Origin of the sequence: Mycolicibacterium hippocampi (assembly GCF_010723735.1) — a bacterium.
Lineage (GTDB): Bacteria > Actinomycetota > Actinomycetes > Mycobacteriales > Mycobacteriaceae > Mycobacterium > Mycobacterium hippocampi.
Genome location: NZ_BLLB01000002.1, coordinates 3767578 through 3781736, shown reverse-complemented (window position 1 = coordinate 3781736; position 14159 = coordinate 3767578). Strand labels below are relative to the sequence as shown.

At 68.7% G+C, this 14159-nt stretch carries 18 protein-coding genes and 1 pseudogene; 18 read left to right on the top strand and 1 reads right to left on the bottom strand.

The window, feature by feature from the left end:
• The first annotated feature begins 5 nt into the window (after nt 1-5).
• From G6N53_RS19185 to G6N53_RS19125, 14 genes are all read left to right on the top strand, one after another.
• Complete coding sequence (locus G6N53_RS19185) at nt 6-1421, top strand: recombinase family protein (protein ID WP_163891007.1); 1416 nt, start codon at nt 6-8, stop codon at nt 1419-1421.
• Nucleotides 1414-1887 (top strand): hypothetical protein, encoded by a 474-nt coding sequence (locus G6N53_RS19180; RefSeq protein ID WP_163891005.1) that lies wholly within the window; start codon nt 1414-1416, stop codon nt 1885-1887. Before G6N53_RS19185 ends, G6N53_RS19180 begins: the two co-directional genes overlap by 8 nt.
• Nucleotides 1888-2031: 144 nt before the next feature.
• Nucleotides 2032-2250 (top strand): helix-turn-helix domain-containing protein, encoded by a 219-nt coding sequence (locus G6N53_RS30655; RefSeq protein ID WP_163891003.1) that lies wholly within the window; start codon nt 2032-2034, stop codon nt 2248-2250.
• Entirely contained in the window at nt 2247-2396 is a 150-nt protein-coding gene (locus G6N53_RS29915) for a hypothetical protein (RefSeq protein ID WP_205390414.1), read from the top strand. The genes G6N53_RS30655 and G6N53_RS29915 overlap by 4 nt, the downstream gene beginning before the upstream one ends.
• On the top strand, nt 2393-3199 hold the full coding sequence (locus G6N53_RS19170; protein WP_163891001.1) for a hypothetical protein: 807 nt from the start codon (nt 2393-2395) through the stop codon (nt 3197-3199). The genes G6N53_RS29915 and G6N53_RS19170 overlap by 4 nt, the downstream gene beginning before the upstream one ends.
• The gene (locus G6N53_RS19165; protein ID WP_163890998.1) at nt 3180-3443 is read left to right on the top strand and encodes a hypothetical protein; all 264 of its coding nucleotides are present in this window, start codon (nt 3180-3182) and stop codon (nt 3441-3443) included. Before G6N53_RS19170 ends, G6N53_RS19165 begins: the two co-directional genes overlap by 20 nt.
• A gap of 322 nt (nt 3444-3765) precedes the next feature.
• A complete protein-coding gene (locus tag G6N53_RS19160; protein ID WP_163890996.1) occupies nt 3766-4179 on the top strand; it encodes a hypothetical protein in 414 nt (137 codons plus the stop codon).
• Nucleotides 4176-4724, top strand: a complete 549-nt coding sequence (locus G6N53_RS19155) for a hypothetical protein (protein WP_163890994.1) — start codon at nt 4176-4178, stop codon at nt 4722-4724. The genes G6N53_RS19160 and G6N53_RS19155 overlap by 4 nt, the downstream gene beginning before the upstream one ends.
• Complete coding sequence (locus tag G6N53_RS19150; protein WP_163890992.1) at nt 4717-4965, top strand: hypothetical protein; 249 nt, start codon at nt 4717-4719, stop codon at nt 4963-4965. The genes G6N53_RS19155 and G6N53_RS19150 overlap by 8 nt, the downstream gene beginning before the upstream one ends.
• Nucleotides 4962-5486, top strand: coding sequence for a hypothetical protein (locus G6N53_RS19145; protein ID WP_163890990.1), 525 nt, complete (start codon nt 4962-4964; stop codon nt 5484-5486). Before G6N53_RS19150 ends, G6N53_RS19145 begins: the two co-directional genes overlap by 4 nt.
• Nucleotides 5487-5742: 256 nt before the next feature.
• The gene (locus G6N53_RS19140; protein WP_163890988.1) at nt 5743-6930 is read left to right on the top strand and encodes a phage major capsid protein; all 1188 of its coding nucleotides are present in this window, start codon (nt 5743-5745) and stop codon (nt 6928-6930) included.
• Nucleotides 6931-6952: 22 nt separating this feature from the next.
• Nucleotides 6953-7093 carry a hypothetical protein gene (locus G6N53_RS19135; RefSeq protein WP_163890986.1) on the top strand — a complete coding sequence of 47 codons (141 nt, stop codon included), beginning with the start codon at nt 6953-6955 and terminating at the stop codon, nt 7091-7093.
• Nucleotides 7090-7263, top strand: a complete 174-nt coding sequence (locus tag G6N53_RS19130; RefSeq protein ID WP_163890984.1) for a hypothetical protein — start codon at nt 7090-7092, stop codon at nt 7261-7263. Before G6N53_RS19135 ends, G6N53_RS19130 begins: the two co-directional genes overlap by 4 nt.
• A 516-nt stretch (nt 7264-7779) precedes the next feature.
• The gene (locus G6N53_RS19125) at nt 7780-8088 is read left to right on the top strand and encodes a hypothetical protein (RefSeq protein ID WP_163890982.1); all 309 of its coding nucleotides are present in this window, start codon (nt 7780-7782) and stop codon (nt 8086-8088) included.
• 10 nt (nt 8089-8098) lie between these two features.
• Here G6N53_RS19125 and G6N53_RS19120 read toward each other — a convergent pair whose 3' ends face one another.
• A complete protein-coding gene (locus G6N53_RS19120) occupies nt 8099-8827 on the bottom strand; it encodes a hypothetical protein (protein WP_163890980.1) in 729 nt (242 codons plus the stop codon).
• A gap of 83 nt (nt 8828-8910) precedes the next feature.
• On the opposite strand from G6N53_RS19120, the gene G6N53_RS19115 reads away from it, so the two are divergent.
• The 4 genes and pseudogenes from G6N53_RS19115 to G6N53_RS19100 all read left to right on the top strand — a co-directional run bounded on the left by G6N53_RS19115 (nt 8911) and on the right by G6N53_RS19100 (nt 14117).
• Nucleotides 8911-9447: a hypothetical protein gene (locus tag G6N53_RS19115; RefSeq protein WP_163890978.1), complete on the top strand. Its 537-nt coding sequence runs from the start codon at nt 8911-8913 to the stop codon at nt 9445-9447.
• A gap of 86 nt (nt 9448-9533) precedes the next feature.
• Nucleotides 9534-9809, top strand: a pseudogene (locus G6N53_RS19110) (3-methyladenine DNA glycosylase); the annotation flags it as partial.
• A 97-nt stretch (nt 9810-9906) separates the two neighbouring features.
• Nucleotides 9907-12120, top strand: coding sequence for a malate synthase G (locus tag G6N53_RS19105; RefSeq protein ID WP_163890976.1), 2214 nt, complete (start codon nt 9907-9909; stop codon nt 12118-12120).
• A 68-nt stretch (nt 12121-12188) separates the two neighbouring features.
• Nucleotides 12189-14117 (top strand): vWA domain-containing protein, encoded by a 1929-nt coding sequence (locus G6N53_RS19100; RefSeq protein WP_163890975.1) that lies wholly within the window; start codon nt 12189-12191, stop codon nt 14115-14117.
• Nucleotides 14118-14159: the final 42 nt, after the last annotated feature.

Here is a 14159-nt window from a genome sequence, read left to right as displayed (position 1 = left end):
TAACCATGAAAGCGGCGGTCTACCTGCGGGAATCACTGGACAGGCACGGCGACGAGCTGGCCATCTCGCGGCAGCGTGACGACTGCCTCAGGCTGTGCCACCAGCGCGGATGGGAGCCCGTCGAGTACGCCGAGAACGACACCAGCGCCAACGGGCGCAAGGCCCGCCCCGTGTACGGCCAGATGCTCGCCGACATCTGCTCCGGTGCCATCGGCGCGGTAGTGGCCTGGGACGCCGACCGCCTGCACCGGGTGCCCCGCGAGCTTGAGGACTTCATCGACCTGGCCGACCAGTACGGCCTGGCGCTGGCAACCATTGGCGGCGACTTCGACCTCTCCACCCCCACCGGGCGCGGCAACGCGCGCATGCGCGGCGTTTTCTCACGCATGGAGATGGAGCAGAAATCCTGGCGGCAGAAGCGCGCGGCGAAGCAGCGGGCTGAGGGTGGGGGTGCCTGGTGGCCGTCGCGGCCCTTCGGGTTCCAGCTGATCGGCGCGGACGGCGTGCCTGACGCTGACGACGCCGACTGGTCCCCCACCGGCAAGACCATCGCCGCCCACCCGGTGGAGGCGCAGCTGGTGCGCGAGGCCTACACAGCCGTGTTGGCTGGCGATGCCCTGCACGCCATCGCGGCCACCTGGAATGAGCGGGGCGCGACCACCCCGAAGGGCAGCATCTGGCGCGGCGCGCAGGTACGGCAGCTGCTGATAAACCCACGCAATGCCGCCCTGCGCTCCTACGGCGGCGAGGTGGTCGGCCCGGCCAGCTGGCCCGCCCTGGTGACCCGCGACGTGTGGGAGGGGGTGTGCGCGGTGCTGGCCGACCCGAAGCGCCGCTACGGTGCGACGCGGGGCCGCAAGCACCTGCTCTCGGGGCTCGCCCTGTGCGGCAAGTGCGGGCACCCGATGGGTTCGAGCATTTCGCAGTCCGGCCCGGTCTACACCTGCAAATCCGGCTACCACCTCAGTCGCAGCCTGGCCAAGGTCGACGAGCTGGTGACTGACTGGGTGGTGGGCCGCTTGGAGATGCCGGATGCCGCCGAGCTGCTGCTGGCCGAGAAGCACGACGGCACGGCTGAGCTGCGCGACCGGGCGCGGGCATTGCGCGTGCGGATGGACCAGCTGGCCACCGACTTCGCGGACGGCGACTTGACAGCCAGCCAGTTGAAGGCGGCAACGGTGCGGATCAAAGAGCAACTGGCGCAGCTGGATTCACAGATGCTGGACTCCAACCGCGCGCGGGTATTTGACACCGTGATCGGCGCACATGACGTGCGCAGCGCGCTGGCCGCCCTGAGCCTTGACCGCCGCCGCGCCATCGTCGAGGCCCTGGTCGCGGTCACCATCCTGCCCTCGGGCCGGGGGCGCGCGTTCGACCCCGACCTGGTGCGCATCGAGTGGAGGGACGGGCGCAGTGACTGACGACGACCCGCTGCTGTTTGTGTGCATCGCGCTGTACTGCGCCGCCCACGGCACCCCGGTCGGTGACCTGGTGGGCGGCCCGGGCACCCAACTCCCTGAGGACGTGGTGGTGCTGGGCGAGTTCAGCCACGCCGAGGGGGTGGGGTGGCATATGGCCCCGTTTTCGGCGCGCTGGGGAGGCCAGGCCCGCGAGCCCGACCCCACGGCGATGCAGCACATCGCACCGGACGGCTCAGTCGTGCGGCTGCGGGGCCACGATGCCGAGCAGCCGTTGGCCCAAGTCCGGCGCGCTTCGGCGCTGGCGGGTGCCGATCGGAACCCCGTGCCCGGCATGCGGTGGCGGCTGCGATGCCCAGAGTGCGGGTACGAGGTGCGCCGTGGCGGCGACAAGCTCTCCCAGCAGTTTGACGCCTTGGCGGTGCACCAGGTGACGGCCATCTCGCTGCAAGGGCTACAGGGCCGCTAGTACCCGTGGGGCCGCGTATTGCCTCTCGGGAACATCGGGGCCTAGTGGTAACTTGTGGTTACGCAGCGCGGGTGGTGACACCCGACTGAGCCTCCCGATGAGGGGTCGCGATGATTCGCGCCCAGCTCACCGGAGGTCGCCTCCATGGCCCGCCCTGCACCCCCTCGATCCCGCCCGGCACCGTCTGCACCGCCGCGCCTCGGTACACCCGCTGAGGCCGCCTGCGAGGCACACGTTCACCCCAACTCCGTCTACCGCTGGATCAAGAGCGGCCACCTACGCGCCTGGCGCGTAGGCCCTCGTCTGCTGCGGGTGGACCTCGATGAGGTTCTGAAGCTGGTCAACGGCGGTGATGCACCGTGACCAGCACCACTACCAGCGAGACGGACAACGAGCGCGATGCCCGCTGGCGCGAGCACGTGCGCCGGGGCCTTGAGTGTGCGCCGCCCCTCTCCCCCGACCAGGCCGCCATCATCCGCGCCGCATTTCGGGTCGGTGATGCCCGGTGACCGCCAGGCCGCCGTTCGTCAAGGTGCCGCCGGGCTGGGTCGAGCAGTTCGGGGTGCGCGACGCGTACGTGTTGGCTCACATCGATTTCCGCTGCCAGCACGGCGGGCCGGGTGACTTTGAGCACGACGGCCAGGGCCGCCGATACTGGTGTGCGAGTTACGAGACCATCGCTGGTGAGGTGTGTCTGAAGCGGGATGCGGTGAAGAGGGCGCTATTGGCCCTCAAGGCTCAAGGAGTCTTGCTAGCAAACAGATTCCACCCCGGTAAGGACCAGACGTGGGGTTACCACCCTGACCTGCCATCGGGCGAAAACGCCCTGGCCCAAAATGGCGCTGAACAGCCAACGGGCGAAAGCGCCCTATGGGAGGGCGAAAACGCCCGGGGTGTAGGGCGAAAACGCCCTGGTACCGGGGCGAAAACGCCCGATGCACCTTATATAGAGACAGTAGAGACAAAGAGAGAGAGCGCGGGCGCGCCGGACGTGCGTGATGACAGCACCCCCTCAACGGCAGCAGCTAACGACGACCCCCCGCCGAGATTCTGTCCTGAGCATCCTCGCGGTACCCGCGAGAAGTGCGGCGCGTGCCAGCAGCACCGCGAGAAGCGGCGCATCTGGGACCGCGAGCACGAGGCTCGGCTGCGCGCCGAAGCCAAGGCGCTGATGGCGGCGTGCCAGTGGTGTGACGAGGGTGGCTGGGTTCTCGATGCTGACGGCACGCCAGCGGAGCCCGCCGAGAAATGCGCCCACCTCGGTGTTCGGATCGCGACTGTGGGAGGAACCGATGCTCGATCACACCCGTGAGCTGCGCATGGTGCTGGCGTGCATTACGAAGGACGGGGCCCGACTGGCTGCCGACACCGACCTGGTGCTCGATGAAATCGACGACTGCACGCACTGCTTGCGGCAGATGGCGACGCGGCTGGCCTGCATGGTGGCTGTGGAGTACGAGCACGCCAACGGCGGGTCGATGGAGGATGCCGCCGCAATGGTGGCCGACTGGATCGCCCGAGACCTCGACCACCTGGCCGCTGAGGGCGCGCAGTGAACCGGGTGGACTCCGCTGCGCTGCCCAGCGTCAACGCCAGTAGCCGCTCAGGAGCCCGCCGGGGTGGCTGTGCCCGCCGGGTGCCTCCACACGCTTGCAGCGCCGATGCGCCATGCCGCCAAACCTGCAGGGGTGCAACCGCGTTGCGCCATGCCGCCACTAAGGCGGGTGTCCCGGGCGGGACAGGCGAGATGAACACCTGCGCCGATTGCGGCGGCACCACCCCGGCCCGGCAGCCCACCCACGACAGGCAGCCTGCCCGCTTGGCCGCCGTCCGCGCACGCTTAGAGCACATGAAAGCGACTGCAGCACAGGAGAATCCATGACCACGTGTCTGATCTGCGGCCACCCCGCCGAGGATCATCAGAACCTCATCGCGACGTGCGGGTGCGGCTGCACCGCCCGGCGATTCGGGGCCACGCCGCACGGGGTGCCCAGAGGCGACCTCGACCGGCTGCTGGATGCGGTGAAGCACGCCGCCGCCGTGGTGGCTGAGGCGCGCGCCGACACCGAGGCCTGGTCCCGGCCTCAGGCCTCCGGGGCGGCGGTGCGGGTATCGCGAGCTGCGCTCGACCGGGTAGCCGCCACCCTGGACGCCGCCCTGGAGCAGGCCAACGCGGCGACCGGGACAGGCAGCTACAGCGACCGCACCCCCGTCAGCCGCAAGGTGTACGACCCGCTCGACGGCACCGAGATCACGGAGATAGTCCCGCCGCCCCACCAGGTTGACCGGTGAGCGCGCCCCGCCCATCAGACCTCGCTGCCGGGCCGGTACCCGCTGCAGGGGTGGCCGCCGAACCGCCCGAAGCTCCCGCCGCCGGGCCGCCTCCGGTTCCGTGGCCGCCCGTGGCGCTACAGCTGCAGTGCATGGCCTGCGGGGGGATCATCGACGGCGAACACCGAGGGCACGCCGCCGTCAACACCGCCGCCGCCCTCGCGCGGTCTGTCCAGATCGACAGCTGGCGGCGGGCGCACCCCGGCGAGGATGCCGCCCGGCACGGCCCCCAGCCGGTGCCTTGGCGGCTCGTGCACCTCGCATGCGATGAACTCGGCGAGCGGACCCACGTCATCCCGGCGTACCGGCTGCGCACCGCCCGGCGCGTGTTGCAGCAGACGTGGCGGCTCTGGTCGAAGTCCTGGGCCGCTGCCACGGACTGGCCGCACTTCGCGCGCGGGCTGCTGGCGAACGCTGGGGAGGTAGACGGCCAGGCCGCGTCTGCGGGCGGCGCTGCCGCGAAGCGCGCTGCACAGCAAGCCCTTTCAGGCGGTGGCGATGGGTGAGCTTCGCGGAGGACGTTGGCCCGCACCCACCGACACCGCAGCGCTGCTGTGCAGCGACAGCGAGGGCCACCGCTGGCAGATGTCGTTTTTTGCCACCGTGGAAGAGGCCGTCAAAGCCGCCCAGCTGGGGCGGTGCCCAACAGAGTCCGCAGAGTGCTGCGGCACCCACCGCATAGCCGCCCGCCCGCAGGGGCAGTGGCTGGTTTTCACGGTTCCACCGAAGAAAGGACACAACCCGTGAGCGAGAACAACACCCCACCCGACCTGCGCAGCGTGCTGCGCAGCCTGTCCATCACCGGCTTGCAGGATCTGGCAGGCGAGCTGGCAATCATGGGCGAATCCAAGTCACCCGGGGTCGCCCGCTGGGCAACCGCGTGGTGGTGGCACACCGCCGCCGAATTGGGCCGCCGCGAGGCCGGGGACGGCAGCCTGACCGACCTGACTGACGTAGAGCTGGACGTGCTAGCGCGGCACATTAACGAGCACGCCGAGCCGACCGAGGCCGGGGGGTGGCTGCGGCACGCCGCCACCGCGATGGCCGGGGAACACCTGGACCGGGCGTACGCCAAGGGTCGCACCGATGCGGAGTTCCAGACCATCGCGGCAGAGGAAGCGCGGCGGGCGCGCGAGGGCCGCCCCGAGGCAGACCTGACGGGCTTGCCAAGTTGGTCCGATTTGTCCACCGGCAAGGCCACCGGCCCCGGCATCGGTTCACCACCACCTGGCGGCACGCCGCCACCCGGCGACGAGAACAACAGCTGAATTGTGCAGCGCGCTATACACATTCGGGAACAGGAGACACACGCGGTACCTCTGGACCGTTGTCGGTGGGGCGGTGTACGGTCACCCCAGCGTCAGAGCGCAGGCAGGACCGGGCCACGGCCAGCCAACGCAGACGCTTCCTCGGCAAGCCGGTGACGGGGCCACCGCACGGCAGCCACCCCATCACGTGACTGACCCCTGCGCTGCAGCGCGTGGATTCGCGCCCGGCGGCACACCCATCTGAAAGGAACGCCCGATGCCCGGGTTGAGAGAGAACCGCGACCGCCTGGCCCGATTGCGCGACGAGGCCCGCGCCCGCCGCACAGCCATCATCGACCGCGCCGAGCGGGAGGGCCGCGACAACCTCACCGAGAGTGAGACCACCGCACACCGCCAGCTGACCGACGACATCACCGCCCTGGACGAACTGGTCGGTGAGGCGTCGGCAGAGTGCCGCCGCGCTGGCCTCGATAACGACGAAGCCATGCGAGTCCGGCAGGCCAGCGGGCGGCTGGACGCCAACGGCGGCGGCACCTGGGAGGCCCGCGCAGCTGCCGCGCTGCAGAGGCTGGGCGGCGAGGACAGCGTTGCGACCACCAGGGCGATGACCAGCGGGAGCGTCGATGTGCCGCAGCTGCTGCCGGTCGGTGTGACGCCCAAGGCCCGGCCCACCCGCCTGGTGGACTTGCTGGTCAACCGAATTCAGTTGGAAGGCAACGCATTCGAGTACTTCGTGCAGAGCGTGCGCACTAACAACGCCGACGTGGTGGCCGACAACGCCACCAAGCCCACGAGCGTGCTCACGGTCGAGGCTGTGCAGGATCGGGCCCGCGTCATCGCTCACCTCTCAGAGCCCACACCCCAACGGCTCCTGATGGACGTGCCGGGCCTGGAAGCGTGGCTTTACGACGAACTCGGCGACGGCGTTATCGCCGCCCTGGAAACGCAGGTCATCGCAGGTGATGGCACCGGGGAGAGCATCACCGGCATCTTGTCGGCCAGCGGCACCACCCCGGTCGCGTTCGCCACCGACCCGGCGACCACCATCCGCAAGGCCCTCACTGCGGCGCAAACCGCAGGTGACGCCTGCAACGCCCTGGTGCTGAATCCGGCAGACGCCGAGACGCTCGATCTCACGCGCTGGGGCGCGAGCGGTGGATTCCTGTTGGACGGGTTTGCTGACGGGCAGCACCGCAGCGCCAATGTCTTCGGCGATCCCGCAGAGATCACCCGCGTGGTGTGCCCCAGCATCCCGGCAGGCACGGCGCTGCTGGCCGACTGGTCCAAGGTGCTCATCGGGGTGCGGGAGTCGTTGCGCATCGACGTGGACATGAGCGGCGTGCTGTTCACGAAGAACCAGTTCGTGGCACGCGCCGAGGGCCGGTACGGCATCGGCATCACCCGGCCCGCGTCGTTCTACATCTGCAGCCTGGCCGCCGAGTAACCACGTGGCTGCAGCAGATGGCGTGACAGCCGAGCGCCACGGCGACGGTTGGCGGTGGTGCTGGCGCTCCCCGTGGGCGACCAGCACCACCAGCGCCGGGCTGTACAAGACCCAGCGGGCCGCGCTGGCCGCCGGTCGCCGCTGGGTGCGGGAGCACCGATGATCGACCTGGACGACCGCGACTGGTGCACCGTGGGCGATGCCGCCAAGCGCATGGCCATAACCGAGGCCGCCGTGCGTGACCTGGTGGACCGGCGGGCACTGCGCGCCACGTTCATGTACGGCGTGCTGCACGTCGAGCCGGCCATCGTGAACACCATGCCGACGACGTAGTGAGACTTGCCCGTGGCTTGGCCTCAGCGGCCACGGGCGAGACGGGTGGTGCGGGGCCAAGCTGCGCCCGGCGCTTGGGAGTGCCCCAGGGCCTTGCGGACCTGGCCCCGGCACCAGGCGCGCGGCCCCGCACCACCCCACCACCGTCGTGCTGCGCCGCAGCCAGACCCAGGACGTTGCAGGTCTCGCCACTCTCAGCGGCGCAGCACGACCCAGCCCGGCACACCCGCGCTCAGCAAAGGTGCGCCAGCAGGCACCACAGCGCCAGCACGGCACCGCCAGGCAACCCAGCACGACGCCGCCGGGGGTGTACCCGGTGTCAAAGTTGGACGGCCTTCTCGACGGCAGGAGCCGCCCGGATGCTGCCGCCCCCCCTGGTCAAGGTGAACGCCAAACAAGGGGCATGGCGGCATGACGCAATGACCGTGCGGGGCGTAGTCAGCCGTGGGCCGTCGCCGGTCACCGGGTGATTTCGGCGCAGCAGGGCCGTTCACCATAAAAGTGAACGCTGGCGGCGTGCCGCCATGGACGGGGGCCGCGCTGCTGCGGGACGATAGCGGCATGTGTGAGACCCGCAGGGGCGTCGTGACGGTGCCCAACACGCTCGGCCCCGGCAAGTTGCGCCAGGCAAAGGCTGAGGCGACCCGGGACGTGGTGTCACGCCTGGGCGAGGACGAATACCTATTCCCTGACAGCGTGCGCATCGACGGCGGCGGCACCGCTCGGTGGAGCGAGGCGCACCAGGACTACGCCCTGATGGACTTTCACTACCTCTGCACGGTGCGGGTGCCGGGCTGCGATGGGTGGGGCGTGCCGGTGACGTAGCGGCCAGCCGCTACTGCTTCCCAAGGGGTATCGCACGCAGTTGGCCAGCGCGGATCTCGGCTGTTTCTGGGTGGCCCCAGTCGTCGAACCACCACACCAGCAGGTCACGCTCCCAGCTGGGCAGCGGCTTGTCATCGGGCCACGGATCATCGCCGTTGAGGAACTGGCCGAAGCGCTGCATGTACCTGCAGCTGTCATCGAGCCACTTGATCTGCTCCAGCGCCAGCCCTAGGTCTTGCTCCGTTACCGCGTCCAGTTGCGAACTCTGTTGTGACCAAACGTCATCACGGAAGCTCAGCTCGCCAGGGCGCTGGTTAACCTTGCGCGGTTCGCCGGGCTTGCCTAGGCGCATGAAGGCCATTTTGCGGTGGGGTGGCGACGAGTCGTTGTCCACCTCGGTGACGTACAGCAGGTGCGCCAGCTTGTGCCGCACCTCGCCCGCCTGGCCACAGACCCATGACCATTGCTCGTGGGGCCATCGCACGTTGTGCATTTCAGCCACCTGCCGGATGGTCGCGGGTAGCTTGTCGGACCTCGCAGGCGGCCCCTCTCGGCCCACCGCGTGGAAGTACGCCCAATTGACATCCGATTTGAGCACTTCCCAGCCGCCCAGCACCTTCAGCGCGAAAGCCTCCATCGAAGACGCCGCTGGCCTCCACGCACGCCGCCGGGCCTCGTTGTCTGCGGCGGCACGCCGCTCAAGGGCACTCAATCGGCGTTCGAGCTCGCCATCTCCCATGTGACAACACTATGGCGGCACGACGCCAAGATCCTCCTGCCGGGGCGCATGGGTGCAGCACAAACACGCGATATGGTGCGTGAATGGCAGTTGCTGCGCTCGTTGTTTCGGTCCTCTCTGTAGTTGTCGCAGCAGCTGCAGTGATATTCGGACGCCAGCAAGCCCAAGCAGCGCGAGAAGCCGTAAACCATGCAGAGATTGCTGCGGAGGCAGCTCAACGCTCTGCCGATCTTGCCGAGGTTGTAGAGGCTGGGCGTCACTATGGCTGGCGCATCGAACCCAGAATCCAGAGCGTGATCGGCCCCGAAAGCGTCTATGTTCTGCGGAACGTCGGAACCGTCAATGCCCGCAACGTCTCGTTAGCTGGTGACTTCAGGGATATCGGCTTCAACCGTGATCGCACGCCGGTAGACATTGCGGCAGGCCAAGCACACTTCTTCTCAACGGTGCAAGTGGATGAGCGCGGCGGAGAGGTGCACATCACCTGGACGCCCGATCTTCCTGGGGCACAACCAATTACATGGACCGAAGCGCCACCAATCGGCCATTATCGACCCCCGTTGAAATTCGAGGACTGGCACAAGGTACTGCGCGCTATCGAGAAGCTGGCTGACCGCTGAGTCACACGGGGCCTCTGCCCAGTAGGGTGCCGAATTGTGCAGGGGCCCGACAGTGATGCAATGTGTGCGCCAGCTGCTTGTGCAGTGACCTGTACAAGTGGGCGTTCAAGCTCGGGCCGCTCATCGAATCCGGGCTGGTGCTGGACTGCCTGGAGCTCGCCACAGAGGCGCGGGTGCTCGATATGCGGGCGAGCCCCTACGATCTGCGGGGGTTCGGGTTCGAGCCGATCGCCGTCGAAACGGCCGGTGGTCGGCGTGAATACGCTCGGGCCCAGGAGGCGATCAGCAAACGGGCCGCACCACTGCGGGCCGGGCTGTTGAAACGCTGCACAGCGCTGCTGGACGACGCCACGGGGTATTAGCCCTGTTACCGCTGGGTAAGCTGGATCGACATTGCTGCATACCGATTGCACAAGGCAGGTGCGCCCCCGAGGCGCACGTGCAGGCGAGGGAGGAACCATGACCGAACGCGTGAAGGTGGGCAACCTGCGCGTCGCCCCCGTGTTGTACGACTTCATCAACAGTGAGGCGCTGCCCGGCACAGACCTCGACCCCGACACCTTCTGGTCCGGCGTCGACAAGGTCGTGGCCGATCTGACACCCAAGAACGAGGACCTGCTCGCCCGCCGGGACGACCTGCAGGCGCAGATCGACAAGTGGCATCGCGCCCGGGTCATCGGTCCCTTCGACGCCGACGAGTACCAGCGGTTCCTCACCGACATCGGATACCTGCAGCCCGAACCGGCGGATTTCACGATCACCACCGCGGGCGTCGACGCCGAGATCGCCTCCACCGCGGGCCCACAATTGGTGGTGCCGATCCTCAACGCGCGGTTCGCCCTGAACGCGGCGAACGCCCGTTGGGGCTCTCTCTACGACGCGCTCTACGGCACCGACGTCATCGGCGAGGAGGACGGCGCAGAAAAGGGCCAGGGATACAACAAGGTTCGAGGCGACAAGGTCATCGCCTACGCCCGTCGGTTCCTCGACGGGTCGGTGCCGCTGGCGTCGGGCTCCTGGGCCGACATCACCTCGCTCGCAGTCGACGACGGTCAGGTCTCGGTGACCCTCGGCGACGGGCAGCGGATCGGGTTGGCCGAACCCGGGCAGTTCGTCGGCTACCTCGGCGATGCCGCGAACCCCGACGCTGTGCTGCTGGTCAACAACGGACTGCACGTCGAGATCCTGATCGACCCGGACTCCCCGATCGGCTCCACCGACGCGGCCGGGATCAAGGACCTCGTGCTGGAGTCGGCCGTCACCACGATCATGGACTTCGAGGATTCCGTGGCCGCCGTCGACGCCGACGACAAGGTGCTCGGCTACCGCAACTGGCTCGGTCTCAACCGCGGCGACCTCAGCGAGGAAGTCGCCAAGGGTGACAAGTCGTTCACCCGAGTCCTCAACGAGGACCGCACTTATCAGTCCCCCGATGGCGGCGAGCTCACACTGCCCGGCCGCAGCCTGATGTTCGTCCGCAACGTCGGCCACCTGATGACCAACGACGCGATGGTGTTCGACGCCGACGGTCAGGACGGCGCAGAGGTTCCCGAGGGTATCCAGGACGCGCTGTTCACCAGCCTGATCGGCATCCACGGACTCCGGCAGGGTTCCGACAACGACGGCGCGAACGGACCGCTGGCCAACAGCCGCACCGGTTCGATCTACATCGTCAAGCCCAAGATGCACGGCCCGGATGAGGTGGCGTTCACCTGCGAGCTCTTCAGCCGCGTCGAAGACGTGCTCGGCCTGCCGCAGAACACCATCAAGGTGGGCATCATGGACGAGGAACGCCGCACCACGGTGAACCTCAAGGCCTGCATCAAGGCCGCTGCCGACCGGGTGGTGTTCATCAACACCGGCTTCCTGGACCGCACCGGCGACGAGATCCACACCTCGATGCAGGCGGGTCCGATGATCCGCAAGGGCGCGATGAAGTCCCAGCCCTGGATCGGCGCGTACGAGAACCAGAACGTCGACATCGGGCTGGCCACCGGCTTCTCCGGCAGGGCGCAGATCGGCAAGGGCATGTGGGCCATGACCGAGCTGATGGGCGACATGGTCGAGCAGAAGATCGGCCAGCCCAAGGCCGGTGCCACCACCGCCTGGGTGCCGTCGCCGACGGCTGCGACGTTGCACGCGATGCACTACCACGAGGTCGATGTGTTCGCGGTGCACAAGGACCTCGAGGGCGAGAAGCGGTTTTCGCTCGACGAGCTGTTGACGATCCCACTGGCCAAGGAACTGGCGTGGGCCCCGGAAGAGATCCGCGAGGAGGTCGACAACAACTGTCAGTCGATCCTCGGCTACGTGGTGCGCTGGATCGACGCCGGGGTGGGTTGTTCGAAGGTCCCCGACATCCACGACGTGGCGTTGATGGAGGATCGTGCGACGCTGCGCATCTCCAGTCAGCTGCTGGCGAACTGGTTGCGCCACGGAGTGATCACCGAAGAGGACGTCAAGGCGAGCCTGCGGCGGATGGCCGCGGTGGTGGACGAGCAGAACGCCGCGGACCCGGAGTTCCGGCCGATGGCCACCGACCCGGACGACAACATCGCTTTCCAGGCGGCACAGGAGCTGATCCTGTCCGGCGGTGAACAGCCCAACGGCTACACCGAGCCGATCCTGCACCGCAGGCGCCGAGAGTTCAAGGCGGCTGGCAACGTTGGTTGATGTTGTGCGATCAGGACTGACCGAGCGACCGGACACCTGCGGAGGCAGGACGGGCGGGACGGGCCGGCATGGGCAGACATAGCCTTCCCGACCCAGAGGACTCCGCCGGCCAGGAGCCCGAAGACGAACGGACCGAGCGGTTCGGGGTCGACGACGGCTTCGAGCCCACGGAACGGGATTTCGATTCTGACGCCTACCGCGACGACCCGGTCCCGCCACGGTCTGCCGGCCCGCAGCACGGCGGCGACTGGGACGGCGGTGAGTGGACCGGTAGCCATCGCTCGGTGACGCCGAGTCGGCGAGGCGTCAGCATCGGCGTCATCGTCGCGCTGGTGAGCGTGGTCGTGGTCGTCGGTGTCGTCATCCTGTGGCGCTTCTTCGGAGATGCGTTGTCGAACCGATCCGACGTCGCCGCGGCGCGGTGCGTCGACGGTGAGGTCGCCGTCGCCGTCGTCACGGACCCGGCGATCACCGAACCGATCGCCGCGCTGGCGGAGCGCTACAACGAGACCGCCGCGCCCGTCGGCGACCGGTGTGTCAGGGTGGCGGTCGAGTCCGCCGATTCCGACCAGGTCGTCAACGGGTTCACCGCAGACTGGCCGGCCGACCTCGGTGAGCGACCGGCGCTGTGGATCCCGGCGAGTTCGGTGTCGGAGGCCCGGTTGGAGGCCGCGGCCGGTGCCGCGACCATCAGTGACAGCCGGTCCCTGGTCACCTCGCCGGTTGTGCTCGCGGTGCCGCCGCAGCTGCAAGAAGCCCTGGGTCAACAGAACTGGGGAACGCTGCCCGGCTTGCAGGCAGATCCCGCCTCGCTCGACGGTCTCGGGATGCCGGGCTGGGGCGGGCTGCGCGCTGCGATGCCGCTGACCCAGGACAGCGACGCCGCATATCTGGCGGCCGAGGCGGTGGCGGCCGCCGCCGCGCCGACCGGCGCTCCCGCCAGCGCAGGGTTGGGTGCGGTCAGCACGCTGATCGGCGCCGCGCCCGAACTCGCCGACCCGACCGCAGCCACCGCGATGGACGCCCTCGTGAACGCACCCGATCCGGCTACCGCGCCGGTTCACGCCGTGGTCACGACCGAGCAGCAGCTCTTCGAGCGTGCGTCGGCTCTGCCGGACGCGACCGCCAAGTTGGCCGCGTGGCTGCCACCGGGCCCGACAGCGATGGCCGACTTCCCCACCGTGCTGCTCGCCGGTGACTGGCTGACCCAGGAGCAGGTGACCGCTGCCAGCGAGTTCGCCCGGTTCATCCGCAAACCCGAGCAACTCGGCGACCTCGCCACAGCCGGGTTCCGCGTGGACGGCGTAGCACCACCCCCCAGTGACGTCGTCGACTTCGCTCCGGTCGCGGCAGCCTTGGACGTCGGCGACAATGCGCTGCGGGCGACGATCGCCGACACCCTGACCACGCCGGCTGCCAGCCCGACCGTGACGGTCATGCTCGACCAGTCGATGCCGGCGGACGAAGGCGGCAAGTCGCGACTGGCCAACGTGGCCGACGCGCTCAGGGCACGGGTGCAGGTCCTGCCCGGGGACTCCGGTGTGGGTCTGTGGACGTTCGACGGTGTCGCAGGGCGGTCGGTGGTCAGCGTCGGCGCACTGTCCGAACCGGTCGCCGGTCAGCCCCGATCCGAGGCCCTGACCGCAGCGCTGAACGGGCAGACGGCCTCGAACGGCGGCGCGGTCTCGTTCACCACGCTGCGGCTGGTCTACACCGACGCATCGGCCGCTTACCGAGAAGGCCAGCAGAATTCGGTGCTCGTGATCACCGCCGGGCCGCACACCGATCAGTCGCTGGGCGCCGAGGGCCTACAGCAGTACATCAGGGGCGCGTTCGACCCTGCCCGCCCGGTGGCGGTCAACGTCATCGACTTCGGTGACGACGCGGACCGGGCCACCTGGGAATCGGTTACCCAGATCACCGGGGGCAGCTACCAGAATCTGGAGACCTCGGCGAGTCCGGAGCTGGCATCGGCGATCGCCGACATGACGTCCTGACGTGTCGCATCGGCGAGACCCGCCCGGCGATCTATACTGGGC

Bases quoted from the DNA above. Each gene is read 5' to 3' on its own strand.
- G6N53_RS19105 (WP_163890976.1), top strand. From the start codon at position 9,907: ATGACCGAACGCGTGAAGGTGGGCAACCTGCGCGTCGCCCCCGTGTTG.
- G6N53_RS19165 (WP_163890998.1), top strand. From the start codon at position 3,180: ATGCTCGATCACACCCGTGAGCTGCGCATGGTGCTGGCGTGCATTACG.
- G6N53_RS19160 (WP_163890996.1), top strand. From the start codon at position 3,766: ATGACCACGTGTCTGATCTGCGGCCACCCCGCCGAGGATCATCAGAAC.
- G6N53_RS19115 (WP_163890978.1), top strand. From the start codon at position 8,911: ATGGCAGTTGCTGCGCTCGTTGTTTCGGTCCTCTCTGTAGTTGTCGCA.
- G6N53_RS30655 (WP_163891003.1), top strand. From the start codon at position 2,032: ATGGCCCGCCCTGCACCCCCTCGATCCCGCCCGGCACCGTCTGCACCG.
- G6N53_RS19150 (WP_163890992.1), top strand. From the start codon at position 4,717: ATGGGTGAGCTTCGCGGAGGACGTTGGCCCGCACCCACCGACACCGCA.
- G6N53_RS19185 (WP_163891007.1), top strand. From the start codon at position 6: ATGAAAGCGGCGGTCTACCTGCGGGAATCACTGGACAGGCACGGCGAC.
- G6N53_RS19120 (WP_163890980.1), bottom strand. From the start codon at position 8,827: ATGGGAGATGGCGAGCTCGAACGCCGATTGAGTGCCCTTGAGCGGCGT.
- G6N53_RS19100 (WP_163890975.1), top strand. From the start codon at position 12,189: ATGGGCAGACATAGCCTTCCCGACCCAGAGGACTCCGCCGGCCAGGAG.
- G6N53_RS19130 (WP_163890984.1), top strand. From the start codon at position 7,090: ATGATCGACCTGGACGACCGCGACTGGTGCACCGTGGGCGATGCCGCC.
- G6N53_RS19140 (WP_163890988.1), top strand. From the start codon at position 5,743: ATGCCCGGGTTGAGAGAGAACCGCGACCGCCTGGCCCGATTGCGCGAC.